Consider the following 25,791-nt stretch of genomic DNA (forward strand, 5'->3'; position numbering starts at 1 on the left):
TCCCCGTCACAAAACTTAATTACGAATTACGAATTACGAATTACGAATTATTTAACCGTATTGGCTCTTAAGGCAAATTTTCTCGCAGTAATGCTCGAAATCCTGCTTGTTGAAAATGCTCATCAGCAGTCAGTGCTTCAGTTATTCCGCTATATTGCATCACAATAAAAGATACGCAATCCACAAATCCCCATTCTTTCTCAGTTCGTTCCCGATATAGCTCGAAAGCACGCTCGTAAAGTTCCTGAGAGAGAGGGATAATTTCTACTTTGGAGTCTGCTACTAGAGAATTTAATAATATGATTGCCGCTTGACGATAAGGTTGTTGGGATAAGGCATTGCCAATTTCCAACATTACTGCCTGTGTTGTCACCAAACGAGTTTCTGCCGCTTGTAACATTTTAGCCAGATGTAAGGCTCGGTCATGCAAGCGATCGCTCGGTGCAGATAAGGCAATGGCAAATGATGTATCAAGAAAGACTTCAGAATGCATGAAAATTTACTTACTATACAAATATTTATCTATATTGGTAGACCAGTCAGGTGGCCCATCTAGATTGAGCGATCGCGCTGTTATCAGAAATGATACCGTTTCGTGTTCACTTGGCGGTAAAATTTCAATACTGATTCGCACGCGGGTATTGATTGGCAGTGCGATTGGTTCAGCCGGATAGAACACTTTGCCATTAAACACAGCTGTAATTTTTTCTACCATTTTTCGCAAAAAGTGCTTTTAGTCTATCCTAAGCTGGTTGTAGCAATACGAGTAGAGTATACGGCTGAATTACTAGTGAAGATACTTATATCAATCTTACGAATTATATCAATTTTTGAGAATTGCCTCAGCCACTAACTGAACTAATGTTACGTGAGTGCAACGAACTTCTTTAAACTTCAGTTCTTTCCCTCTCCGGCTCGGAGAGGGACAGGTTTTGCGTCGCAAAGCCAGGGAGAGGTCTTTTATGAATAAAAGGGAGAAACTTTTTTAGCTTTTCCCCAATTCTTGGCAATAAACTATTGTGGCAATTCTATACAAAAATAATGTATGTATGCTGTAAACAAATCAGCTTTTTGAAGTTTGGCAGAACGCAAAGTTTAGACCCTACTCTTGCTACTTGTAAAAAAAAATTGAAGCAAGATGATAAATATTATTCTATATACCCTATAATCTCTAATACGGTATCCGCTTAGAAATACCGTAGTTTTAGGGGTGAATTCTGATGAGCGAGTCGCAACAACCGACACATTTCAGTAAATTGCTAACTGAGAGAATGCAGTCTTATGTCATGAAAGCATTGCAAACCATACAACTTTCATCTAAACACGTAATTAGAAATTGGTTGAATAGACACACCGTGCAAAGCTTTGTGAGTCTATTTCTAATAGGTGCTTTTTTGAGTATAACAGTTGCCTCCTGCTCTGGAAGCAGTTCAGCTAGCAAAAATGATGTCAAACTGAAACTTGTTTCTTTCTCTGTCACCAAAGCGGCTCATGACCAGATAATTCCCAAATTTGTAGAAAAATGGAAGCAAGAACATAAGCAAAACGTCACATTTGAACAAAGTTATGGTGGTTCTGTAGCTCAAGCGGCGGCTGTGATTGCTGGTTCACAAGAAGCAGATATAGTACATTTAGCACTTCCCCTGGATGTCAGCAAAATTGCTCTTGCAGGTTTGATTAAATCGGGTTGGGAAACCAAGGCACCCAGAAGTGGTATTGTTAGTAGATCGGTTGCTGCGATCGTTACCCGTGAAGGTAATCCCAAAGGCATCAATACTTGGGCAGACTTGGCAAAAGATGGCGTGAAAGTGATTGCGGCTAACCCAAAAACTTCTGGTATTGCTATCTGGGAATTATTGGCTTTTTGGGGTTCGGTAACTCTAAATGGAGGTGACGAAGCCACAGCTTTAGATTATGTCACCAAAGTTTATAAAAATACTCCTATTTTGACGAAAGATGCTCGTGAAGCTAGCGATTTATTTTTTCAAAAAAACCAGGGTGATGTCTTAATAAACTACGAGAACGAGGTAATTTTAGCAGGTAAAAATGGGGCTAATTTACCTTATGTTGTACCCCAAGTCAATATTTCCATCGATAATCCGGTAGCCGTAGTTGATAAAAACGTTGATAAACACGGTACAAGGGAAGTTGCACAAGCATTTGTTGATTTTCTTTACTCTACAGAAGCTCAACGTGAATTTGCAAAATTACAATATCGTCCTGTTAACCCCACTGTCACCCATGAAGTCGCATCACAATATCCGCCAATTAAAACTTTATTTACATCTCAAGATTTAGGTGGTTGGGATATTATTCAGAAAAAGTTTTTTGGAGATGGGGCAATTTTTGACAAAGTTCAAGCTGCTAGCAAAGCATGATATTTAGATTTTCTAGCAGATAGCCAAGTATAAATAATTCTCAATCACTTTACCTCAATTGATAATTTATGAGCTTTCATAGCCGATTTAAGGATGGTTTTTTACTCACATTTTTAATGCTGATTACCAGCAGTATCACCGCTTGTAATAGCGGACAGGAATTAAAAAGTCAAGTAAGTATTGATGGTGCGGCTGTAGGTTTTCCTGTTTCTTTAGCAGTTGCAGAAGAATACGAGAAGGTTAAGCCGGAAGCAAAAGTTAGTGTTGCTTCAAGTGGAACTGGTGGTGGTTTCAGTAAATTTTGTAATGGCGATATTGATATTGCCGGTGCTTCTCGGACAATTCGAGATGAAGAAATCAAAAAATGTAAAAGTAAGAATATTCAATTTGTTGAATTGCCTGTAGGTTTAGATGGCATCGCTGTGATTGCTAACCGTCAAAATAACTTCGCCAAATGTCTAACTATTAAGGAATTGGGAAAGATTTGGGGTGCTAAATCAGACGGAAAAATTCTAACTTGGAACCAAGTTAATCCCAAATTTCCTAACCAAAAGCTGAAGTTATATGCCCCAGCTTCTGATACTGGAACCTTTGATTATATGACTCAAGCTGTTACAGGCAAAGCCAAGAATGGCCGTACAGATTACACTCCCAGCCATAATCAAAACCTTTTAGTGCAAGGAGTATCTGGTGATGCCTCAGCTTTGGGTTATGTAGGAATATCTTACTACATTCAAAACCAAGAAAAACTCAATCTAGTTGCTGTAGAAAGTCCTACAGGTAAGTGCGAAAAACCAGTGCCAGTAGATAATGTCATCAAAAATATCTACACACCTTTGTCTCGTCCTTTGTTTATCTATGTCAGTAAAAAGTCTTTAGATACTAAGCCAGCAGTTAAAGAATTTGTAGATTTTTATCTAGAAAATTCTTGGAAGTGGGTAGATAGTGTTGGTTATGTGGCACTACCCGATGAAGCTTATGTCAAGGTTAAACAAAAATTTGCTACGGGTGAAACGGGGACAAAATTCAAAAAAGCAAAACCAGGTGAACCAATCACAAACTTTATTTAAATAAAGTCTTGGTCATTGTAATCTAATTGTAGTCAAAAATTAACTGTTTATGCAGAATACCAATTCTCAAGACGATCCTTATCTACTATCTAGACAGTCACTCGATAAAAATGCATCTGAAGATATTTCTGAAAAGATTGTTGCAGTAATTTTATTTGCTTGTGCTTTAGTTTCAGTTTTGACTACTTTCGGCATTGTTGTAATTATATTTAAGGAAACATTTGGTTTTTTCCAAGAAGTTTCCTTTGCCGAATTCTTTCTTGATACTAAATGGACACCTCTATTTGCAGACAGACATTTTGGCATTTGGCCCTTGATTAATGGCACTTTCTTAACAACAGCTATTGCAATGGCGGTTGCTATTCCTTTGGGTTTATCTTCTGCTATTTATTTAAGTGAGTATGCTCAACCAAAAGTGGCAGCAGTTTTACGTCCAGCAGTGGAACTTTTGGCAGGAATACCAACAGTAGTATACGGTTACTTTGCGCTGTTGTTTGTCACACCATTGCTGCGGAATATTATCCCTCTGGAAATATTCAACGCCTTGAGTGCAGGGTTAATGATGGGGGTAATGATTACTCCTACTGTTGGTTCTATCAGCTTAGATGCTATTCGAGCAGTTCCACGTTCTTTGCGAGAAGGAGCTTACGCTATAGGGATTACTAAACTGGAAACCATTTTTAAAGTAGTTCTACCAGCGGCGCTTTCTGGAATTATCGCCTCGATTATTTTGGGTATTTCTCGCGCTGTGGGTGAAACCATGACTGTCCTTATCGCCGCCGGACAACAGCCAAAACTGACTGTTAACTTTGCAGAATCAGTAGAAACAATGACAGCTTACATGGCACAAATTTCTGGGGGAGATAGTCCGCGTGGTAGTCTAAATTTCCAAACATTATATGCTGTGGGTGCTGTTTTATTTATACTTACCCTAGCTTTGAATATTGTTAGTTACTGGGTTGCTAATCGCTTTAAAGAAAAATACGAGTAATTAAGTATGGCTACAAGTTATCAACAAGATGATTTTCTAGATTCGTCGGCAGAATTTACCGATAATGTTGAGAGTAGAGAGACATTAGGGAAAGTCTTTGAAGTACTTTTTTTGTTAGGATTGCTAATTGGTTTGTTTGTCCTAGCATTGCTACTTTTTGATATTTTTCGAGATGGATTAGGCAGATTTTTAACACCCGGTTTTCTGACGGAAACTCCTTCTCGTTTTCCTGACCAAGGTGGTATTCGTCCTGCGATTATCAGCAGCGTTCTTTTGGGAACTGTTGTGATTTTAGTGACTGTCCCTATTGGTGTGGGAGCAGCTTTATATCTAGAAGAGTATGCACCTAAAGCTTGGTGGACAGCGATTATTGAGATTAATATCAGTAATTTGGCGGGAGTGCCTTCCATTGTTTATGGATTGCTGGGTTTAGGAGTTTTCAATTATTTACTTGGTTTTGGCCCCGCTTTGATTTCTGGTGCATTGACTTTATCTTTGTTGTCTTTACCAGTAATTATTGTGACAGCTAGAGAAGCAATTCGCGCTGTCCCAGACTCTCTAAGAAATGCTTCTTATGGATTAGGTGTCACTAAATGGCGTACTATCAGCAGTCACGTTTTACCTTATGCTATTCCCGGTATTTTGACAGGGGTGATTATCTCTGTATCCCGCGCTATTGGTGATGCCGCATCTCTAATTGTTGTTGGTGCTGTGGGTTTTCTCACTTTTGACCCCGGTTTGTTTCAGAGATTTATGGCATTACCCATTCAAATTTACAGTTACATCACTCGTCCTGAACCGGGTTTTTCTGATGCAGCAGCAGCGACAATTATTGCTTTGTTACTGTTGATTTTAGTGTTAAATGGTGTAGCAATTTATATTAGACAACGCTTTTCAATTAGTTAGGTAATTAAATAAATTCACGGTTATTAGGAGATACGCAAAATGACTTATAGCAACAGTAGAAGTAGATTAGATAGCACCACAATTGACCAAGATAAAAGCGTATTCAATGTTGAAGGCGTGAAGGTCTTTTATGGAGGCTTTTTGGCGCTTATAGATGTCTATCTAAAAATTCCTGAAAAACAAATTATTGCTTTTATTGGGCCTTCAGGATGTGGTAAAAGTACCTTACTGCGTTGCTTCAACCGGATGAATGATTTAATTCCTGGTGCTAAGGTTGAGGGTAGACTGAATTATCGCGATCGCAATATCTACGATCCTAAGATAAATTCTGTCAAATTACGCCGTCAAATCGGAATGGTTTTTCAAAGACCGAATCCTTTCCCCAAGTCCATATACGAAAATATTTCCTTTGGGCCTCGTTCTAACGGTTACAAAGGTAACATCGATGAATTGGTGGAAGATTCTCTCAGACGCGCTGCTATCTGGGATGAAGTCAAAGACAAACTCAAAGAGAAGGGGACTGCATTATCTGGCGGACAACAGCAACGACTTTGCATTGCTCGTGCGATCGCAATGAAGCCAGATGTATTATTGATGGATGAACCATGTTCTGCTCTCGACCCAATTTCTAGCCGCCAGGTAGAAGAACTCTGCTTAGAACTGAAGCAGCAATACACCATCATCATGGTGACACACAATATGCAGCAAGCTTCCAGAGTGGCAGATTTCACGGCTTTTTTCAATACAGAAATTGACGAATATGGCAAACGTCGCGGCAAATTAGTTGAGTTTAATCCTACAGCCCAAATGTTCAGTTCTCCTCAAACCAAAGAAGCTGAAGATTATATCAGTGGACGTTTCGGTTAGGTATCACAGCAGAAGGGGAAAGGTAAAAGCCAAGTTCAGTTGTAAGCGACTCTTATTCCTTTGCCCTTTAACCTTTTCCCTTTCATCTAAATCTAGTCAACTCAATGTTTCCTTAAAAAATCTGTCTGTCTACTGAAATTTATACCTTTAAACAAATCTCCCAACTTTTGCAGTTTGTTTTTTCGTACAAATTCCCCCCACTACAAGCTGAGACTAGGTAATATATATACATATATAACTATGAATAAAAGGCATACAGTGGAAATTCAAGAATTAAAAGCATTGATTAAAGAAACTATGCGTGAAGTTCTGCAAGAAGAAAGACTTCGCCTCTGCCAAATTCTTATTCCTTACATAAGTGATGATGAGCAACGCGAACTTGAAGCCGAATTTGGTGTACCTTCAGATGATGCTGAGGATGAAGTAATTGATATGACCGATTGGGTAAGATATGGCAATAAAATTTCGCAAAAAAGCGATTAAATTTTTAGAAAAAGCAAATGCCGAAGATGTCGAAAATATTCGGGAGCAAATAAACCAAATTGTTATTGCTGTCGAAAACCAAGGCATTATCCCGTTTACAGAACTAGATATCAAAAAAAATGAAAGGTGATTGGGAGGGATTTTACAGACTACGTATAGGTAAAAACAGAATTATTTTTACAGTAGATATTGATTCCAAAGACATCGAAATTTACGCCATTGGTGCGAGAGGAGATGTTTATAATTCGTAATTCGTAATTCGTAATTCGTAATAGAGCCTCTGGCTCCTCCGCGTTAAGCGAAGCTATGCCGCAGGCTTTACGTAATTCGTAATTTAATAACTAGTAATTAGGAAAGTAATTCTGGAAAATATGCTGAGGCTTGACAGTACTTAATTAAAGTAAAATTTCAGTTTAGTACTTATACTGTGTATTATGTTTAAGTCTCTGTCGTTGGCTTTAGTTACAGCTACCGTTTTTGTAGCATCAATCAATAATCCCAGTACTACTTTAGCTCGAACCTGTGCCTCTAAGTGTGGGTCGCACCCAATTCAGTTTACACCTGGGCAACACATCCGCGTTGAAGTCGTAAATAGCACACCTAACTTAATCAAAATTCAAAAACCCTCTGGAACTGATGCAATATCTTTGAGTCCAGGGCAGAAACTAAGTTTAGAACAAATAGAGGGTACGGAGCCAAATACATCTTTGATATTTTGGAGCGAAACAGGTTTATCACTACAAGCGATTGTCTCCAAACTTAACTTTGGCACATTGCGGCTGGAACTGCGTCCGACTTGGCGCTCTCCGGGCGATCGCTCTTTGTATATTATGGATGATGGTAGAATAAACGTGTTTTAGATAGCAAATTAATGTTATTAGTTATGAGTTAAGAAACAACTTTAAATTCAATACTCATAACTAATAAGTTCTAGTGCTAGACCGACCTGTATCTGAACTCTCAAAACCTACCAGGCGCTTACCTAATCAGCGCTGGCAAATTTACCCGCAGAAACCAGAATTTGCCCAAAAGCTGGCTGTTTTGATTAATGTTTCGCCCATTATCAGTCAGTTGTTGATTAATCGGGGAATCGAAACACCAGAACAGGCACAAGCATTTTTAAATCCAGAATCTTTAGTCTTACCTTCGCCGTTAGAAGATTTCCCAGATTTGGCAATTAGTTTAGAGTTGTTGCAAAATGCGATCGCTTCTCAAACAAAAATTGCTATTTGTGGTGACTACGATGCTGATGGTATGACTAGTACTGCTCTACTTTTGCGTAGTCTCCGCACTTTAGGCGCACAGGTAGATTATGCTATTCCCAGCCGGATGCACGAAGGCTACGGTATTAATAAACGCATAGTTGAAGAATTTCACAGTGAAGGTGTAGGATTAATTCTGACTGTAGATAATGGTATCTCTGCGTTTGAACCAGTCGCTAGAGCGAGAGAACTTGGTCTTGCAGTGATTATCACCGATCACCACGACATTCCCCAAAAATTACCGCCAGCTAACGCTATCCTCAACCCTAAATTGATAGCCGAATCCTCACCCTATCGGGGTGTTGCTGGTGTTGGTGTTGCCTATATTTTGGCAGTGTCTCTCGCACAACAGCTAGGCGAGACTAAGGGCTTAATCCAGCCGATGCTAGCACTATTTACACTAGGAACGATCGCAGATTTAGCACCCTTAACTGGCGTGAATCGTCGCTGGGTAAAACGTGGTTTACAGCATCTACCCAAATCCAACTTAGCTGGCGTACAGGCCTTGATTCAGGTAGGTGGCGTGCAGGCGAGGGGAGAAGGAGCAGGGGAGCAGGGGAGCAGGGGAGCAGAGGAGAAAATTTCTAATACTTCGACTTCGCTCAGTACAAGTCCAAAATCCAAAATCGTTCGACTGAGCGGAGCCGAAGTCCAAAATCCAAAATCGCTCAAGCCTGAAGATATTGGGTTTCGCCTGGGGCCCCGAATTAATGCTATCGGTCGAATTGGTAATCCCCAGACTGTAATTGAATTGCTGACTACAGATGATATGGGGGTGGCGCTAGAAAGAGCAATGCAGTGTGAACAAATCAACGCCTCTCGCCAGGAGATGTGTCAGCAAATTGAACAAGAAGCGATCGCTTACGTAGAGACACAATTTGTTACATCTCTACAACAAGACCGTGTATTAATTGTTGTTCAACCCAATTGGCATCACGGCGTTATTGGTATCGTCGCCTCCCGCTTGGTAGAACGCTACGGTGTTCCTGTATTTATCGGTACTTATGAAGATGACGAACATATACGCGGTTCTGCACGTTCAATTCCAGAGTTTCATGTGTTTGAAGCTTTAGAATATTGTCACGATTTACTAGGCAAATTTGGCGGACACAAAGCCGCCGGGGGATTCTCTGTACCAGCAGAAAATTTACAGGTGTTGCGATCGCGTTTGATTGAGTTTGCTAACCAGTGTCTTGAACCCCAGCATCTCAAGCCTCTGCTCAAAATTGATGCCGAAGTCAACCTCGATCAGATCAATCAGCAGCTTTACCAACAGCTTAATGCTCTACACCCCTGCGGTATGGACAACCCCGATCCAGTTTTTTGGACACCTAATGTTCAAGTTGTTGAGCAAAAAATTGTTGGTAAAGGTCACATCAAACTGACAATTGCCCAAACTATTGATAATCAGGATTATAGAATTAAAGCGATCGCTTGGCGTTGGGGCGACTACTTCCGCTTACCGCCGCGAGTGGATGTAGCTTACAAACTGCGAGAAAATTATTTTAACGGTAACACCACCATCGAGCTAGAGTTAATCGGTGTCAGATTACCAATTCAGCTTCAACAATTTTTTGCTTCGCCACCAGTCCCGTCAAGTAGCACCTTTGAGTACAATCAGCGACAGTATACTTGTGGTTTCTATAAAAACGGCATTGAAGCAGAATTAAGAATTAAAAACTCTGAAGGCAAGGTGTTAGTCATGCAGCCAGGGCATATAATCGGTTTACTTGGTACTAATCGTCAAAATGCTAAAGAAGTTGATATTTCTCAGCCACAGTATGACAGTATTATTCAAGCTGCACTTCAAGCGTTATCAGTTAAGAGTTCTTAATTAACTTATTACTTGTTACCGTGACACTGTGAGTGCTGATTGTGAGTTGAGAATAAAATTTAATTGCTCACTCCTAACCTTTCGGCAGGCTCAGGGCATCGCCCCTCACCCCTAACTCTCAATCAGCACTCAGAACTCTTATAGATTGCCGTTGCGAAATGCCAACAAAAAGATTACTACTGGCCCAGCAATCACAATTAGCGCCACGGATAGCAATTGGAAAATAACTTCCCAATTGATACTGGTAAAAGCGTTAAACAAGTCAGATACAGCGTCAAACATTTTTCCTTTCTCCTCCCAATTGTCTTAAAAAATTCAATAACTTAATTACAAAACCCGCAATCGATCATATCTGTCTATGGTCTGTTAGATTTAATTTACTTAACAAAATTATAAGAAAAAACATAAAAACGTAAAATAGGGGAATTGGGAATTGGGCATGGGGCATGATGAAGAGACAAGGGAGACAAGGAAGAGGGGGGAGACAAGGAAGAGACTATTCAATAATTCCCCCTTGTCCCCCTTTTCCTCCTTGTCTCCCTACTCCCTCATCCCCCGGTTGGTGAGCGAAGTCGAACCACATCTCCCCATTCCCCACTCCCTAATTCAAAATGTCAACTTGGCAATGTGTAAAGCAATGTGGAGCCTGCTGTAATCTCGATCCAGCAGATCGTCCAGATTTAGATGAATATCTCTCTCCACCAGAACTAGAACTCTACCTCAGCATGGTAGGCGAAGACGGATGGTGCGTTAATTTTGACCATACCACGCGAGAATGTCGCATCTACTCAGATCGTCCTCGTTTCTGCCGTGTGGAATCAGAAGTATTTCAAGATATGTATGGGGTTGAACCCGAAGAAGTCAACGACTTTGCTATTGACTGCTGTCGCCAGCAAATAGAAGGAGTATACGGCGATCGCAGCTTAGAAATACTCCGCTTCGATCAAGCTGTTGGGCTGTAAGGATACAAAAACACCCCATAATTTTTTTGTCTCCATTTATGTAGTTGCAATTTATTACAACAATCTGAGAATATGATAGAAATATGAAAACAATCTAGCAATCAAAACTACTGCTTGTGAAACTTGACTCTGCACCATTGGAGATTTCTGGCATAGCTCAGACTGAGATCGAGCTAGAACTGAAAGACAGCAATGATTTTAACTTGACTCCTGCGATCGCGCAGCCAGTTCAGTCTGTAGTTGCCGATAGTCCTCAAAAGCAGCAATCAGTGTTAGTAGTTTTTGGCACAACTTTTGTAACCATTTTTCTAGCAGAAATTGGAGATAAGACTCAGTTATCCACCTTGTTAATGAGTGCAGAGTCTCATTCGCCTTGGGTGGTATTTCTCGGATCGGCGGCGGCGTTAATAACCACCAGCTTATTAGGTGTACTTTTAGGTAGTTGGATAGCTAGCCGACTCAGCCCAAAAACTATAGAAAAATCAGCAGGTGTAATGTTATTGGTAATTTCCCTAATGCTGTTTTGGGATGTCATTAGTCATTAGTCATTAGTCATTTGTCATTTGTCATTAGAAAAATTCTCTATTCCCTACTCCCCACTCCCCCTTAATAATATGGATTGGCATCTCTTAGGACTAAGTTTTATTACAGTTTTTTTATCAGAATTGGGTGACAAAAGTCAGCTAGCAGCGATCGCACTTTCAGGACGTTCTAACTCTCCACGGGCAGTATTTTTTGGTGCAGCAGGCGCATTGCTGTTGACAAGCCTATTGGGGGCATTAGCAGGGGGAGCAGTAGCAGAATTATTACCCACACGTTTGTTAAAAGCGATCGCTGCGATCGGATTTGCCATCCTTGCAGCACGCCTGCTGTTATTTAACAATGAACCATCGACGGATTCTGAAGAAACACCTTAAAAGAGAATTCAGAATTCAGAATCCAGAATCCAGGAATCAGAATTACTCTTCGTGGGGAATTGGAACCCGCCAAGGTTTTAAACTAATATCACTCAGTACTTCTCTACGAGACGCTGCGCGTAGCTTGCTTCCACGAAGTGGTACGACAAGCTCAGTAATCATCGGACTCGAATTCATACTGAATTCATACTGAATTCTGACTCCTGAATTCTGTTAGCGGTAGCGGGGCGTTTAGCCCATCCTGAATCCTGAATTCTTCTCTACAAAAGCTCCCAAGCCGTTCCTTTGTAGCCGTATTGAAAAATTTCTGGATGCAAAATTTCAGCCAAAATTTCTAGAGAATCTACCAGTCGCGGCCCTGGACGATTAAAGTAAGAATTGCCATCAGTGATGTATACCCTACCAGCTTGCCTAGCGTGTAGTTTTTCCCACTCTGGACGTTGAGTTAACAAACTAGCTTCTTGGCGAGTGCGATTTAAATCAAAACCACAAGGCATAAAAACAATTACATCTGGATTAGTTGTTAATAGTGTTTCCCACGGCAAGATAGGAGAAGGCTGACCTGTATAACAAAATAGAGACTGTCCTCCCGCTAAGTTAACTAATTCAGGAATCCAATTGGCGGCAACCATTAAAGGATCAGTCCACTCGATACAGGCAACAGTAGGCTGTTCATTTAAAGAAAGTCCTTGGATTCTTTGGTGACAAATTTTGACACGAGCTTCTAAATTTTCTAAGACTTTTACCGAGTCTACCTCGAAGGCGTTACCGACTCGCTCAATATCAGCCCAAATATCTTTGAGAATATTGGGTTGTAAAGAAATAATCTGCGGTTTACTGTCGATGAGTGTAGCAACTGCCTTTTCAACTTCGTGTAAGCTGACAGCACAAACATCACACTGGTCTTGAGTAAGAATGTGAGTAGGCTGCAACTGCTCTAAAACATCAGTTTTGATTTCATAAATACTGAGAGCAGATTGTAATAAATTGTTCACATCATCGTTAATTTGGCTGCTGGAGGCATTGGAGTCTAAGCGTGCCTGGGTACAAACGGGGCGATTAAGGATTTCTGGAGGATAATCGCATTCGTGCGATCGCCCCACAATAGCATTAACCAATCCTAGTGCCGCTAAAATCTCTGTTCCACCGGGAATCAGAGAAACAATTCTCACATTACTATCCGTCATCGCTCCACCTCCATAAAAGCTGGCATTACCTTAATATTCTCAAAATTTGAGTCATTAAGTATCTTTCTCTAGGGGAATCAACGGTGTTTTGGTAATCATATCGATGATCTGTGAAGTTGTGTCAGAACTTAGGGCTTATGCCCATTGCCTCAGCAAGCTTGATTTTGTACAGTTCTAAAAAAATGAATTAACATTAACACTAACCAACAAATTGACTTACAGCCCTTTTCAAGTAATTAAACTACACCACTCCCTAATTCCCAAATCAAAAGACTACACTAGTTAATATTTGGGTTATTTGGGTGAAATTACTTGATAGTAGAATTACTGTAAATGCTAATTATCCCCTGGCAAAAATTACTGGCATGAAGTAATAAAAGTGATTAGCAAAATCTAGTTTGGAACTCGTTATCCAGAATTAAAAGATTTGATTAGAAAAAATATACTTTCCGGTTATGAAAAACCATACCAAGTAATTGTAGTTATACAAAGACGGTTCTACTTTTTGCGTAGAACTGGAAGGCAAAATTATTTCTTCTTGAGGTCAAGTAATGCAGGTGGTGTCAGCTAGAGATATTACAGAGCAAAAGCAGTCCCAAGAGGCTTTACAAATCAGAGAAAATAGTCGGCGAAAACAAAGCCAGACATTAGTACAACTGGCAAGAAGCAAGACATTTCAACAAGGTAATCTTAATGCAGTATTGAGAGAGATCACAGAAACTGCTGCTCAGACGCTCTTAGTCAAGCGAGTTGGGGTGTGGTTATATAATGAAGAACGCTCAAAAATTGAATGCATCGATTTATATGATGTAAACACTAAGGAGCATAGCTTTGGTAATTCACTTTCACAAGAACATTATCCAGCTTATTTCCAGGCTTTAGAAGAGGAACGTACCATTGCCGCAGATGATGCCAGAAACGATACAAGAACCCAAGAATTATCCGAGCCTTATCTTTGTGTTTTAGGCATCACATCCTTACTGGATGCACCGATTTGGCTAGAGGGTCGTTTGGTAGGGGTAGTCTGCCACGAACACATAGGCGAACTTCGCCAATGGACTTTAGAAGAAGAAACTTTTGCTGGCTCGATTGCAGATTTCGTGACCCTAGCTATAGAAGCAAGCGAGCGAAACATTGTACAGGAAGCACTGCGACAAAGTGAGGCGAAATTTCGGGCAATTTTTGAACGTTCTTCTATCGGCATTGGACTTATAGATATGAAAGCACAGATAGTCGATACGAATCCGGTACTGTGCGAGATTTTAGGATACAGCTTAGAAGAACTATCCGGCAAGCGCTTTACAGATTACATTTCCATACAAAAGGGGGATTTAAAACTTTACAAACAATTGGTGTCAGAAATTGGCAAAAACTCAGAGAAAACTTCAAGATTCGGCTTCCAACTCTCCCAACTTGAGGAACAGGCTGTCGATAAACATCGCATTGAGATGGAAAGACGCTGCTCGCATAAAGATGGTAGCTTAGTTTGGACTCATATCTCTGTTTCTGTTATACCAGACAGCAATGGTGAACCTGAGTTTTTTCTAGCGATGATTGAGGATATTACTGAACGCAAGGAAACAGAATTGAAACTACGTGCCTCTCAAGAAGCAGCAGAAGCTGCAAGTCGGGCAAAAAGTGAATTTTTGGCAACTATGAGCCACGAGTTGAGAACGCCTCTTAATGCAATTATGGGTTTGTCACAGTTGCTGCAACAAGAAATAGTTGGCTCTCTCAATGAAAAGCAGAACGAATATGTAAGTTGTATATATAGTAGTGGTGAGCATTTGCTGGCACTGATTAACGATATCCTTGATTTATCGAAGGTAGAAGCAGGCAAAGAAGAACTGTTGCTCTCACCCTTACCAGTATCAGATTTATGTAATTATGCCATCTGGACAGTGCGCGATCGCGCCTTAGAAAAGGGGTTAAAACTCACCTGCAAAATTGACCTACAAGAGGATATTTGTATTGCTGATGAGCGGCGCATCAAGCAAATGCTGCTCAATCTGCTCACCAATGCCATTAAATTTACCCCAGCCGGTGATATATCGCTGGTAGTGAAAAAAGTCCCTCAAGGAATAACCTTTACAGTTTCAGATACTGGAATTGGTATAGACCCAAATCAGTTTCAATTTCTATTTGAACCGTTTAAACAGCTTGATAGTCGGTTAAATAGGCAGTATGAAGGCACTGGTTTAGGTTTAGCTTTAACACGCAAATTAGCGCGTTTGCATGGTGGAGATGTGACTGTTATATCGACTTTAGGAGAAGGTAGTCAGTTTACTTTGTTTCTACCAAATCCAGTACTTTCAAAAACAGTCAATAATAAAAAAAATGAGGTATGCGAAGGAGATGAGGGAGAAGATTTTACTTTATCATCCTCCCCAAATATCCCTAAAAATAAAACTATTTTACTTGTAGAAGAAGAGGAAAAAACTGCAATATTTTTGCAAGACTATCTTCAGTCAATTGGCTATCAAGTCAAGTGGATAGATAATGAAACAGACTTTTTTAAACAGGTGCAAAGCCTCCAACCAGATTTAGTTTTTTTTGATTTTCAGCTAACTAAAAATACTAGCATCTTGAATTTGCTAAATATCCTTAGACAAAAGCCTTCTTGGAAAGATACGCCGATTGTAATAATGACCTTGAGCGAACCGATAGAAAAAGAAATTAACAATTTACCAGTTAGTGCTAATGACTATCTTGTTAAGCCAATCCGCACAGTTCAGCTAGAGTCATTACTGATGCGATATTTGAGCTAATTTTACGAGAGAAATTTTTGTTTATTGGTTAGGGAATTTCGTATTTAAAATCATTGTAAATTGCTGTAATTACCACTTATTAAAATTTTAGGCGTAGCCTACCTAGACATCGCTCTGATTTTTTTGGGTAAAATTTGAATGGGATTTTAGGGGTCGAAATGTAGGTTTTACATCACTTCTGTCTGAAAAATCATGTTAGTTCTAGATGCTCCAAAATTTTGCCCATGTCGAAAAAAGCCTTAACCTAAATTTGTACTAACTTTAACTCAATCTTTGCCTACGCTGTATGCCTTAGTAAGAAGATTGTGTAGTAACTATGGTAAAATACTGTATTCCCATCGGGTTTTAGATGTATTGTTGCCATTAACCCAGAGCTAGAAGTCAAGTTGGAGGTTCTTAGGAGTTGCTGTTTACTGCATTAAGGATTGGAGATTCATGAAACTGCAACTGATCCAATTACATATACTCTGAGCTAAATTCACTGGAGCGTAGACCCATGAGAAGCACAAATGTTGCTTGCATAGAGGAAACCAGGTGTCTACGCTGACAGCATGACATTTGCATATTTTCTGTGGAGTTTTCTTAACTATTCTTGAGGAGTACAAATGCTTGAGGCTATCGCTGTTGCTTGGTTATTACTGTTTTTTGGTGATTTTCTATCTACATTTATTTACCACGTACCCGAGCACGTTTTTGGTAGCCTTCATTTAAAAACGCACCACTCCTGGAAAAAGGACTTTCGCCACTACGCTATTTTGACTTTTAATCCCCAAGTTCTTTTAGATGGTGTCTTAGGAGCTTTGCCTTATGTACTCATAGCAGTAGTCTTGTGGTCTTTCTCTCCCATTGGCGTTATTTCGGGATTACTGCTTGGTCAGTTTCATGTATGGTGGAGACACATAAGTGTACTTGGTTGGCAAACTCCACAGCCTATAAATATTTTATGCCAAATTTTATTTATTACTACTCCTGAGAGACACTGGTTACATCATCACAGAACTAATTTAAGTTTCGGTGATATTTTTACATTCTTTGAACAACCTGCACAAATGTGGTTACGCTGGCTTCGGTTACTCAGACTTCGTTTTCGCTATTCTCGGATCTAAGGGACTTCCAAATAAAAAAATATCCCATCGCTTTAAGGGCAGGGGGGCAGGGGGAGGGAAAATCGTAGTGAAGTACAGAAATTGGATAATTTATTTTTTGGAGTTCTCTAACTGAAGCTACTAATTATCTCAATACTGTTTAAAAGTACCAAAAGAGGTTGCGATCGCAGCCTCTTTTCCTACGCTATTTATATTTTGTTAGACAGGGATTATTCCAGTCTCAAAAATGCGCTCACCTACATACTCACAAAACAATAAGCGAGTTACACAAATGGAAGTATACCTCTGGTACGGAGTATAAAGGTGTTTGCTACCGCTCAACTTCGCTGTTACATCGCCAATGTTTTTGGGAAAGCTAGTCTTAATTAGTAAATTATTATATCTCTAGATTTTTATGACAATTCCTCTCTTTTCTAGAGAGGGCAGTTTTCCTTCTGCCTCTTGCCCTCTATTTCCTGCGTTCATTGATAAAATTAATAACCCAATTAGCTTGAATGCGGTCAATTTGCAACTTGCTGCTTATGAGGTGTTTTATGTCCACAGTTAGCCTCAGAAAGATTCTCAATAAAAAAGAGTTGCAATCTCTCCTTCATAACTTAGTCTACCAGTTCAACATTGCGATTGATGTTGAACTGGTAGACGGCACGAAACTACTTAGCATTGGGGATAAAACTACCGAAAACCGATATCCAATCGAGGTGTCAGGAGAAATCATCGGTTGGGTTGTGGGAGGGGAACAAGCAACTCTACTTGCAACTTTGCTCTCATTGATCGCCAAGCAAGAAGCTGACAAGAAAGTACTGGCCATAGAATTGCTGGAGCGATACCAGGAAATTGATTTGTTTGATGATATCTCGACTAAACTCGCAACAAGTTTGGATACGCGACAGATTGCTCAACTCGTGCTTCAGGAATTAAGCCGATTAATTGAATCGTCTGCGGGAATGATTCTGCTTTTGAGTCCAGATGCAACTGTATTTGAAATCATTGCCGAATTTGGAGTGTTTTTTGACGATAGTCAGCCGGAACCAGGTAAGGGAATTATTGGCAACATTGTGCAATCCAACCGATCAGAATTGATCAATGATGTGCAAGCCGATCCTCGATTAGAGGGGAAAAAAAACGTTAGTGCCATGATTTGTGTACCGTTACGAGCCAAAGAGCGGGTACTGGGAGCGATCGCGATTGGGGCATCCAAAACCGAATCATACAAAGCCGAACACCTGAAACTTGTGAGTATCTTTGCCTCTCAAACAGCGATCGCCATTGACAAAGCTTTGCTTTACGAGCAAAGCACTCAAGCAGCAGTCCAGGCACAAACTCAGACACAAAAGCTTCAGCAAGCTCTTCACGATCTGCAATTGGCCCAAACTCAGTTAATCCAAAGCGAAAAAATGTCCAGTCTCGGACAACTTATTGCCGGAGTTGCCCACGAAATCAACAACCCGGTTAACTTTATTTGCGGCAATTTAAGGTATGTTGCCGAATACGCCCAAAACTTATTACACCTATTGGAAAACTATCAGAAATTCTTACCTGTTGTTCCTCCAGAGTTGGAATTAGAGTTAGACAATATAGACCTGGAATTTATCATACAGGATCTCCCGAAACTGCTAGATTCGATGAAACTGGGCACCAGTCGGATCGTCGAAATTGTCAAATCCCTGAAAAACTTCTCCCGCCACGACGAAGCCGAAATGAAAGCCGTCAATATCCATGATGGCATCGACGGAACGCTAATGATTCTTCACCATCGCTTGAAAGCAGATATTCGCCGTCCGGCAATTGAAATCGTTAAAGACTATGCAAAACTTCCCCCCATTGAATGCTATCCCGGACAGTTGAATCAGGTGTTTATGAACATCTTGGTAAATGCCATTGATGCTTTGGAGGAGTCATTAGTCATTGGTCATTGGTCATTAGCACCAAACAAATCAAAAATGACAAGTGACAACGAACAAATTACACTCCCAACCATTACCATTCGCACCCAAGCTCTAGACAAAGAGTGGGTTGTGATTCGCATTGCCGACAATGGCCCAGGCATGAAGGAAGAGGTTATCCACCGCATTTACGATCCCTTTTTCACCACAAAAGATATTGGTAAGGGAACCGGGTTAGGTATGGCAATCAGCTATCAAATTGTTGTAGACAAACATGGAGGAATGCTCAAGTGCCGTTCTCAACCAGGTGAAGGCACAGAATTCTGGATTCAGATTCCCTTAAATTGTGCAGTGGTAGTTGCTACTGAAGAACAGAATTACACCTCTGCTTCGCCAACTACCACAACAAGATTACCCCATATACCCGATGCCGACGGCTTCATTCCATCAACAGTTCCAATACTCAAAACGACGGATTTACTTATCCGTCATACTCAGTTGATCCAGAGACTTTCACAGCACAATCCAGATGTGGAAACTGCATCACCCGATGAAATTTACCAGATGTTCCAACGCCACCCAATTTCATTAAAGCTTTACGCCACTTTGTTGTCTTGGTTCAGTTGTTCTAACCCTACCTAAAATACGCTAATAGAAATGATTAATAAAAACCTGAAATGACATATTTACCTTGATTCACAACATAATTATTTTGTGTAGTGCTTAAGTCTTAGCTTTTCACCTGCGTAGGCGTAGCCCGCACTTCGACTTCGCTCAGTGACCGTCGTAGACATCGCACTACTGGGAAAAATCAGGACAAATCTGGTATGGATCAACGGTTAACAGTACTCATGTCAGGGTAGCGCTCACCTGCTGCTACACCTTTTGGTGCAACTGCTTCCAGTCGATTCAACTCTTGTTCAGTCAGGGTAATTTCGGTAGCTGCAACATTCTCCTCTAAGTAAGTACGGCGTTTTGTACCAGGAATTGGGACAATATCTTCTCCTTGAGCGAATAGCCATGCTAGTGCAAGCTGACTTGCAGTTACTCCTTTTTCGGTGGCAATTGCCTTCACTTGCTCAACTAATTGCAGGTTTTTATAAAAATTCTCACCTTGAAAGCGAGGCGCATTTCTGCGATAGTCATCAGGTGCTAGATCGTCAGGGCTGGCGATCGCACCTGATAAAAACCCTCTTCCTAATGGGCTATAGGGAACAAACCCAATTCCTAATTCCCGCACAGTAGGTAAAATTTCATCTTCTGGCTCTCGACTCCAAAGAGAGTATTCTGTTTGAAGTGCCGCAATGGGGTGAACTGCCACAGCCCGCCGAATCGTGGCAGGAGCAGCCTCTGAAAGCCCTAAATAACGCACTTTTCCCAGCTTTACTAACTCTGCCATTGCTCCTACAGTATCCTCAATGGGTACGGTTGAATCTACCCGATGTTGATAATAGAGGTCAATCACTTCTACTCCCAGACGTTTTAGTGAGGCATCGCAAGCTTGATGGACATATTCGGGTTTGCCACTAATCCCTTTCCAACCACCATCTTCAGTGCGGACATTGCCAAATTTGGTTGCTAATACTACTTGATCTCGACGATCTTTAATTGCCTTGCCTACTAGTTGCTCATTAGTAAAAGGCCCATACATATCAGCAGTATCAAGAAAATTAACTCCAAGTTCCAATGCTCGATGAATTGTAGCGATCGCCTCATTTTCATCACGACCACTATAAAACTCAGACATTCCCATACAACCAAGTCCGATAGTTGAAACTTCTAACCCAAGTTTCCCTAGTTTTCTGGTTTTCATTAAATAATCTCCTAGTCAGTAATTGGTCAGAGAAAATCAACTCCTTTAGCATTATCTCTTTCCCTATTACCTAGCCATCTACACTTAGAAGTATTTCCTGAGAAAAGTAATTAAAAAATATATTTATCATCGGACTTACGCACAACCTTAGCCAAAAAGAAAGATTTTCTTCTTAGGTCATTTATGAACATTGGTGTCAACTTAAGCGCAATGGGCGGTTAGAAACCGCACGCCAGTTGCTTTAAGTCGGCAGAGCCGCCCAACGCACTGGCTTGTCTACACAAACAAAACCCACTTCCGTGGGTTAAAAAACCTTAATTTGACCTTAGTCAGCGGAGGCGGAATTCATTCTGACAGAAATTGCGGATAGTGCAGTGGCAACGAGTCTACTTACCCCTGTTTATTTAGAAGGTAATTCTGGGAAACCTTAATTTGTGAGAGCAAGAGGCTTTTGCCAGAAGGAACTAGAATTAGGAAACACCTAGCTGGGTTCTTCTGAATTTTGAAATTAGGAGTGCATGTGTGCCAAAATCCCCTAAATATTTGCTGATTGGCTCAACCGAGACTTATAGCGGTAAATCTGCAACTGTTCTGGGTTTGTCTCATCAGCTACAGCAAAAAGGACTGGATATTACCTACGGTAAACCGCTCGGTACGTATCTAAATTCGTCTAGTGGAACCGTAATTGAGGAAGATGTCCAATTCATCGCTCTTAGCCTCAATTTACCGGAAAACCGTGTTGCACCTACAATGCTGGCTTTGGATGAACTCAATGTGCAAAAGCGCTTACGAGGGGAAGACAAAACCGATTATCAACAGTCCCTAATACAGCAATATTTGCAAATGTCCCAAGGAGATTTGGTATTACTGGAGGGGCCTGGTGATTTTTCCGAAGGCAATTTGTTTGACTTGTCTTTGCTGCAAATGGCTGAAGTCTTGGATGCTGGCGTGCTGTTAGTAAGCCGCTATAAATCGTTGCTTTCGGTTGAGGCGCTATTAGCTGCTAAAGGGCGTGTGGGCGATCGCTTGATGGGAGTTGTCATCAATGATATCCCTGTCACCCAACTAGAAGCGGTTAACACTCTCCTGCGTCCGTTTTTGGAACAGCAGGGAATTCCTGTGTTAGCGATGCTGCCGAGTAGCGATTTGCTCCGTAGTATCAGTGTTGGCGAACTGGTGAAGCAGTTAAAGGCTGATGTTCTTTGTCGCAACGATCGCATGGATTTGTTGGTGGAAAGCCTAGCAATTGGAGCAATGAACGTTAACTCTGCTGTCAAGTATTTCCGCAAACGCCGAAATATGGCAGTTGTGACAGGAGGCGATCGCGTAGAAATTCAGCAAGCGGCTTTGGAAACTTCTACCCAATGTTTAGTTCTCACTGGGCAACTACCCCCGCCGCCGTTCATTCTCAGTCGCGCTGAAGAACTAGAAATCCCCATTTTATCTGTTGACTTAGACACTCTCACCACTGTAGAAATTGTTAACCGCACTTTCGGGCAAGTCCGTCTCCACGAGCCGATTAAGGTTCAGTGCATTCGCCAGTTAATGTCTGAGCATTTTGACATTGACCGCTTGTTATCTAAACTAGGTTTAACTCCCGCCGCAGCATTATCTTAGCCTCATCAACTCAACTAATTGAGAGCATCAATGCTCAGTTAGGAGGCTGTATTGCTGGTGAAGGCATAGCCGGCTCGTTGTCACCTCCCAGGCGACGGCGGGCTGTTTCCCTCTGTCCCATAGCTGGGACGTGCTTAGTTGCAGCAGCTAATCCAAAAACAGGCATATTTCCGTAAATCGCCTCATACCTTCCCGGTTCTATTAAATAAGTTTCGTGCCAGATGCCGACACTACCATCAGCACCAATGGCTTGATTAAACCTTTGCCAAGCTTTTAAATGTGCATCGGCTGGATTTCTAGCAAAACGCTCCAAATCCTCGAACGAGCGCCAATACTGAATCATTACTTATGAAACAAATTGGCTAGCCTGGTGTAATCAAGCAATGGAGTTATTGAACCAAACAGGCGAAAAATTGTAGCAATGTCTAACTCAAGTTTTCCTCGCATCTACACGCTGTTTGGTAAAATATCTGGGTCGTTTAATCGGATTATGTCTATCTTTGAGCCAATCAACAGACCTTATTAACCTAGACACATTAGCGCAAGAACTGGCGACAATCCAGCAAACGGGTTCTAAAAGAATCGCCTTGTTGGGTTCGCGTCACGTTCCGATTACGCACCAGAATCTTATTGAAATGATGACTTATGCCCTAGTTTTATCGGGTAATCGCATCATTACTTCTGGTGCTACAGGGACAAATTCAGCGGCCATCAAGGGAGCAACGCGGGCTGATGCCAATTTGTTGACGGTGATTCTACCCCAAAGCCTGGAACGCCAGCCTTTGGAATCGCGCCAGCAACTAGAACAGGTAATGCATTTAGTGGAAAATCCCAGTAATGATAATCTGTCTCTTGCTGAAGCTAGTTACCTGTGCAACAAGGAAATTGTCTCTCGTTGCCAGCAACTGATCTGTTTTGCGTTTCACGACAGCCGCACCCTGTTGCAAACTTGTCAAGATGCAGAAGAACAAAGAAAAGTGGTAACGCTTTTCTACTTTGATTAGTCATTTGTCATTTGTCTTTTGTCATTTGTATTTGACTAATGACTAATGACTGATGACTAATGACTAATAACCAACAACAATAAGTAATGATAATTTTTTTGTACTCGATCGCTGCTGCTGTCGTTCTGATTTACCTGCCATTTTTGGTAGTAGCTTATGCCCGTGTGCGGATTGGCAAGGAAATGCTTGCTACTCCTCGCGCCATGTTTGATAAATTGCCGCCTTATGCCCAACGAGCTACTTGGGCACATCAGAACACCTTTGAAGCCTTTATGGTATTTGCCGCAGCCGCATTGATGGCTTATGTAACTGGTGTAAATTCTTTTACAGCACAACTGGCTGCGATCGCCTTTGTGGTGGCTCGTTTGCTATACTCAGTTTTTTATATTTTGAATATACCCCTTTTGCGTTAGCGTAGCTCCTCTGAAAGAGGCTCGCTAATGTTTGCTATTGGTATGCTTGGCTCTATCACTCTCATCTTCTTAAGCATCATCCAAGCTACTAATTAATTAGGGACTGGGGAATGGGGACTGGGGAATGGGGAATTGGGAATAGGAACAAGCAAGGGAGAGAAGTTTTCCCCTCAGCAAGAGCAGCGCCCTTCCCCTCTGCCCCTTTTCAATACCCAATATTCGATCCAATACCCAATCTAAAATCCAAAATCTAAAATCCAAAATGTTTTATGGCTTCTACATTTTCCTTTGACATTGTGAGCGACTTTGACCGACAAGAGTTGGTTAACGCCGTCGATCAAGTTATACGAGACATCAAAGGTCGTTACGACCTCAAAGACACTCAAACTACTGTCGAGTTGGTCGAAGAAAGCATTAACGTTGGTACTGACAGCGAGTTTACCTTAGATTCTGTACACACCATTCTGCGAGAAAAAGCCGCCAAGCGTAACTTATCCCAGAAAATCTTTGATTTTGGCAAAGTTGAATCAGCTAGCGGTAATCGCGTGCGTCAAGAAATCAAACTCAAAAAAGGCATAAGTCAAGAAATCGCCAAACAAATTTCCAAATTGATTCGGGACGAATTCAAAAAGGTACAAGCCTCAATTCAAGGTGATGCTGTGCGGGTTTCTGCCAAATCTAAAGATGACTTACAAGAAGTTATGCAGCGACTAAAACAAGAAGACTACCCGGTAGCTCTACAATTTACAAATTACCGTTAACAGATTCGTAATTCGTAGTTGAATTCTTAATTACGAATTACGAATTACGAATTACGAATTACGAATTACGAATTACGAATTACGAATTATTTTAAGCCCCTCCGCCCATACTTTTTTGAAATGCTGGACGCTCAGATAACTGCTTCATATAGTTCAACACAGCTGGGTAGGAACTGAGGTCTAGCTTTAGCATGATGGGAATGTAATTCAGAACAGACCCCACTGCCACATCAACAACAGTGAACTCATTACCCAGCAAAAAAGGTTGCTTACTGAAAATTTCATTTAACGGAGTCAACAAACGGGGCATTTCTCGCTCCCGATTTGCTTCCACAAAAATCCCTGGGGCAAGGGTAGCATTAGCAAACAACACCCATTGGGAAAATACAGCACGTTCTTGGAGTGAAAGTGGAGTTTTACCATACTTTTCAGTAAGATACAGCAAAATTGCCCCAGATTCCCAAAGCTGAAAATCCCCATCAACAATTGCTGGAACTTTACCAACTGGGTTAATTGCTAAATATTCAGGCTTGAGGTGTTCACCCGCCTGCATATCGAGTTTGACAAATTCGTAAGGAACTTGTATTTCCTCTAAATACCATTGAACAATTGATGCTCGACTACGAGCGCCACCGTAAAGTTTTAGCATAATTACCTAAAGCACTTTGTGAGTGTGAGAATGCTGTTTAATGTTATCTTCTTTTGTTACAACCCTAGCGGCATTTAGCACTCGTTTGCGCTCAATGGAATACTTAAAATCAGTGTAGTTTGTACCTAATGGTATCAGGGATTTTGCGGATTCACGACGCTTGTATGTACGAGCGGCTGCAAATGCCCGTGGCACGAATTCCTCTCCAAACTGAGCCGACTCTGGGAAGCCATCTGGCAGGAATTGTGAATCACCATCTAAGACAGATCCCAAAGTTGTTGCATGAGCCAGCTTATAGGAGGTAGGAATGCCCTTCAACAGCGCTTCCAAAGCTGCAGAAGGAATCGGTTCTATAACTTCGATTTGATAAACTTCCCCATCTTCTTTGACGAAGCAGGTTGCCAAGCCGAGAACAATGTAGTCATCGGTTGCTAAATCAGGGGCATTGGGATAGGAAATTGCAGTTGTCATCAGAAAATTTCTCAAAACTAAAAAATTAAATCTAGGGATTGGGGATTGGGCATTGGGCACTTGTACTGAGCGACTTGTGCCGAGCGAAGCCGAGGTAAGTCGAAGTATTGGGTATTGGGCATTGGGCATTGAAAATAGGCAGAGGGAAAACTCTTCTCCCTTGTCCCCCTGCTCCCCTGCTCCCCCATCTCTCTCATCCCCTCTTTAAAGAACGGCTTGTTGGCATTCTACCAATTTGTCGCTCTCACTACCTGACAAGTCTTTAAGATTGACATCTGCTATTTCTGGAATTCACCTCTGGGATCAAGTATCCATCATTAGGTTTGAGGAGCAATTGTTTATTTAAGGCGTATATTTTTCTTGTGCGGCTAGGTTAAATTCTCTCTTTAGATGGCTTTTTTGTAACCCTAAATACCTTAAAAATAGACACAGTGGTAAAACCACTACCG

The 25,791-nt window shown here is 41.1% G+C and carries 26 protein-coding genes and 1 pseudogene; 19 read left to right on the forward strand and 8 right to left on the reverse strand.

Features of this window, described 5'->3' with window-relative positions:
- Positions 1 to 67: 67 nt before the first annotated feature.
- Together HWQ36_RS14675 and HWQ36_RS14680 are read right to left on the reverse strand one after the other, a co-directional pair.
- Positions 68 to 493: a type II toxin-antitoxin system VapC family toxin gene (locus HWQ36_RS14675; protein WP_292703909.1), complete on the reverse strand. Its 426-nt coding sequence runs from the start codon at positions 491 to 493 to the stop codon at positions 68 to 70.
- A 6-nt stretch (positions 494 to 499) separates the two neighbouring features.
- Positions 500 to 715: a hypothetical protein gene (locus HWQ36_RS14680; protein WP_292703911.1), complete on the reverse strand. Its 216-nt coding sequence runs from the start codon at positions 713 to 715 to the stop codon at positions 500 to 502.
- A gap of 505 nt (positions 716 to 1,220) precedes the next feature.
- Between HWQ36_RS14680 and HWQ36_RS14685 the strand changes: the two genes are divergently transcribed.
- The 9 genes from HWQ36_RS14685 (at position 1,221) to HWQ36_RS14725 (ending at position 9,791) form a co-directional block, all read left to right on the forward strand.
- On the forward strand, positions 1,221 to 2,378 hold the full coding sequence (locus HWQ36_RS14685) for a sulfate ABC transporter substrate-binding protein (RefSeq protein WP_292703913.1): 1,158 nt from the start codon (positions 1,221 to 1,223) through the stop codon (positions 2,376 to 2,378).
- A 68-nt stretch (positions 2,379 to 2,446) separates the two neighbouring features.
- Positions 2,447 to 3,448: a PstS family phosphate ABC transporter substrate-binding protein gene (locus tag HWQ36_RS14690; protein WP_292703915.1), complete on the forward strand. Its 1,002-nt coding sequence runs from the start codon at positions 2,447 to 2,449 to the stop codon at positions 3,446 to 3,448.
- A 49-nt stretch (positions 3,449 to 3,497) separates the two neighbouring features.
- The gene (pstC, locus tag HWQ36_RS14695) at positions 3,498 to 4,439 is read left to right on the forward strand and encodes a phosphate ABC transporter permease subunit PstC (RefSeq protein ID WP_292703917.1); all 942 of its coding nucleotides are present in this window, start codon (positions 3,498 to 3,500) and stop codon (positions 4,437 to 4,439) included.
- A 6-nt stretch (positions 4,440 to 4,445) separates the two neighbouring features.
- Positions 4,446 to 5,345: a phosphate ABC transporter permease PstA gene (pstA, locus tag HWQ36_RS14700; RefSeq protein WP_292703919.1), complete on the forward strand. Its 900-nt coding sequence runs from the start codon at positions 4,446 to 4,448 to the stop codon at positions 5,343 to 5,345.
- Positions 5,346 to 5,384: 39 nt separating this feature from the next.
- Complete coding sequence (pstB, locus tag HWQ36_RS14705; RefSeq protein ID WP_292703921.1) at positions 5,385 to 6,212, forward strand: phosphate ABC transporter ATP-binding protein PstB; 828 nt, start codon at positions 5,385 to 5,387, stop codon at positions 6,210 to 6,212.
- Between the two features lie 240 nt (positions 6,213 to 6,452).
- Positions 6,453 to 6,695 carry a hypothetical protein gene (locus HWQ36_RS14710; protein WP_292703923.1) on the forward strand — a complete coding sequence of 81 codons (243 nt, stop codon included), beginning with the start codon at positions 6,453 to 6,455 and terminating at the stop codon, positions 6,693 to 6,695.
- A complete protein-coding gene (locus HWQ36_RS14715; protein WP_292703924.1) occupies positions 6,664 to 6,825 on the forward strand; it encodes a hypothetical protein in 162 nt (53 codons plus the stop codon). Before HWQ36_RS14710 ends, HWQ36_RS14715 begins: the two co-directional genes overlap by 32 nt.
- Positions 6,826 to 7,129: 304 nt before the next feature.
- The gene (locus HWQ36_RS14720) at positions 7,130 to 7,555 is read left to right on the forward strand and encodes a hypothetical protein (RefSeq protein ID WP_292703926.1); all 426 of its coding nucleotides are present in this window, start codon (positions 7,130 to 7,132) and stop codon (positions 7,553 to 7,555) included.
- A 73-nt stretch (positions 7,556 to 7,628) separates the two neighbouring features.
- Positions 7,629 to 9,791 carry a DHH family phosphoesterase gene (locus HWQ36_RS14725; RefSeq protein ID WP_292703928.1) on the forward strand — a complete coding sequence of 721 codons (2,163 nt, stop codon included), beginning with the start codon at positions 7,629 to 7,631 and terminating at the stop codon, positions 9,789 to 9,791.
- A gap of 138 nt (positions 9,792 to 9,929) precedes the next feature.
- Here the strand turns inward: HWQ36_RS14725 and HWQ36_RS14730 are convergent, their stop codons facing one another.
- Complete coding sequence (locus HWQ36_RS14730; protein ID WP_114086065.1) at positions 9,930 to 10,073, reverse strand: photosystem II reaction center protein Ycf12; 144 nt, start codon at positions 10,071 to 10,073, stop codon at positions 9,930 to 9,932.
- Between the two features lie 329 nt (positions 10,074 to 10,402).
- Here HWQ36_RS14730 and HWQ36_RS14735 point away from each other — a divergent pair, with 329 nt between their 5' ends.
- The 3 genes from HWQ36_RS14735 (at position 10,403) to HWQ36_RS14745 (ending at position 11,670) form a co-directional block, all read left to right on the forward strand.
- Positions 10,403 to 10,753, forward strand: a complete 351-nt coding sequence (locus tag HWQ36_RS14735) for a YkgJ family cysteine cluster protein (protein ID WP_292703930.1) — start codon at positions 10,403 to 10,405, stop codon at positions 10,751 to 10,753.
- A gap of 116 nt (positions 10,754 to 10,869) precedes the next feature.
- Positions 10,870 to 11,298: a TMEM165/GDT1 family protein gene (locus HWQ36_RS14740; protein ID WP_292703932.1), complete on the forward strand. Its 429-nt coding sequence runs from the start codon at positions 10,870 to 10,872 to the stop codon at positions 11,296 to 11,298.
- Between the two features lie 69 nt (positions 11,299 to 11,367).
- A complete protein-coding gene (locus tag HWQ36_RS14745; RefSeq protein WP_292703934.1) occupies positions 11,368 to 11,670 on the forward strand; it encodes a TMEM165/GDT1 family protein in 303 nt (100 codons plus the stop codon).
- Positions 11,671 to 11,930: 260 nt separating this feature from the next.
- On the opposite strand, the gene HWQ36_RS14750 is transcribed toward HWQ36_RS14745, so the two are convergent.
- Complete coding sequence (locus tag HWQ36_RS14750) at positions 11,931 to 12,857, reverse strand: cobalamin-binding protein (RefSeq protein ID WP_292703936.1); 927 nt, start codon at positions 12,855 to 12,857, stop codon at positions 11,931 to 11,933.
- Positions 12,858 to 13,408: 551 nt separating this feature from the next.
- Here HWQ36_RS14750 and HWQ36_RS14755 point away from each other — a divergent pair.
- From HWQ36_RS14755 to HWQ36_RS14765, 3 genes are all read left to right on the forward strand, one after another.
- Positions 13,409 to 15,625: an ATP-binding protein gene (locus HWQ36_RS14755; protein WP_292703938.1), complete on the forward strand. Its 2,217-nt coding sequence runs from the start codon at positions 13,409 to 13,411 to the stop codon at positions 15,623 to 15,625.
- Positions 15,626 to 16,230: 605 nt separating this feature from the next.
- Positions 16,231 to 16,731 (forward strand): fatty acid hydroxylase, encoded by a 501-nt coding sequence (locus HWQ36_RS14760; RefSeq protein WP_292703940.1) that lies wholly within the window; start codon positions 16,231 to 16,233, stop codon positions 16,729 to 16,731.
- A 533-nt stretch (positions 16,732 to 17,264) separates the two neighbouring features.
- On the forward strand, positions 17,265 to 19,256 hold the full coding sequence (locus tag HWQ36_RS14765; RefSeq protein ID WP_292703942.1) for an ATP-binding protein: 1,992 nt from the start codon (positions 17,265 to 17,267) through the stop codon (positions 19,254 to 19,256).
- Between the two features lie 190 nt (positions 19,257 to 19,446).
- On the opposite strand, the gene HWQ36_RS14770 is transcribed toward HWQ36_RS14765, so the two are convergent.
- Positions 19,447 to 20,427 carry an aldo/keto reductase gene (locus tag HWQ36_RS14770; RefSeq protein WP_292703945.1) on the reverse strand — a complete coding sequence of 327 codons (981 nt, stop codon included), beginning with the start codon at positions 20,425 to 20,427 and terminating at the stop codon, positions 19,447 to 19,449.
- Positions 20,428 to 20,949: 522 nt separating this feature from the next.
- On the opposite strand from HWQ36_RS14770, the gene HWQ36_RS14775 reads away from it, so the two are divergent.
- Positions 20,950 to 22,044, forward strand: a complete 1,095-nt coding sequence (locus HWQ36_RS14775; RefSeq protein WP_292703948.1) for a phosphotransacetylase family protein — start codon at positions 20,950 to 20,952, stop codon at positions 22,042 to 22,044.
- A gap of 34 nt (positions 22,045 to 22,078) precedes the next feature.
- Here the strand turns inward: HWQ36_RS14775 and HWQ36_RS14780 are convergent, their stop codons facing one another.
- Positions 22,079 to 22,387, reverse strand: a complete 309-nt coding sequence (locus tag HWQ36_RS14780; protein WP_292703951.1) for a DUF4188 domain-containing protein — start codon at positions 22,385 to 22,387, stop codon at positions 22,079 to 22,081.
- 157 nt (positions 22,388 to 22,544) lie between these two features.
- Here HWQ36_RS14780 and HWQ36_RS14785 point away from each other — a divergent pair, with 157 nt between their 5' ends.
- From HWQ36_RS14785 to HWQ36_RS14795, 3 genes and pseudogenes are all read left to right on the forward strand, one after another.
- Positions 22,545 to 23,048: a hypothetical protein gene (locus HWQ36_RS14785; protein WP_041565591.1), complete on the forward strand. Its 504-nt coding sequence runs from the start codon at positions 22,545 to 22,547 to the stop codon at positions 23,046 to 23,048.
- 86 nt (positions 23,049 to 23,134) lie between these two features.
- Positions 23,135 to 23,557 (forward strand): annotated as a pseudogene (locus tag HWQ36_RS14790) (MAPEG family protein).
- A 173-nt stretch (positions 23,558 to 23,730) separates the two neighbouring features.
- Positions 23,731 to 24,222, forward strand: a complete 492-nt coding sequence (locus HWQ36_RS14795) for a YajQ family cyclic di-GMP-binding protein (protein ID WP_292703958.1) — start codon at positions 23,731 to 23,733, stop codon at positions 24,220 to 24,222.
- A 91-nt stretch (positions 24,223 to 24,313) separates the two neighbouring features.
- On the opposite strand, the gene HWQ36_RS14800 is transcribed toward HWQ36_RS14795, so the two are convergent.
- Together HWQ36_RS14800 and HWQ36_RS14805 are read right to left on the reverse strand one after the other, a co-directional pair.
- The gene (locus HWQ36_RS14800) at positions 24,314 to 24,871 is read right to left on the reverse strand and encodes a glutathione S-transferase family protein (RefSeq protein WP_292703962.1); all 558 of its coding nucleotides are present in this window, start codon (positions 24,869 to 24,871) and stop codon (positions 24,314 to 24,316) included.
- 6 nt (positions 24,872 to 24,877) lie between these two features.
- Positions 24,878 to 25,342, reverse strand: coding sequence for a hypothetical protein (locus tag HWQ36_RS14805; protein ID WP_292703965.1), 465 nt, complete (start codon positions 25,340 to 25,342; stop codon positions 24,878 to 24,880).
- Between the last annotated feature and the right edge of the window lie 449 nt (positions 25,343 to 25,791).

It is taken from the genome of Nostoc sp. NMS2, assembly GCF_017115105.1.
GTDB lineage: Bacteria > Cyanobacteriota > Cyanobacteriia > Cyanobacteriales > Nostocaceae > Nostoc.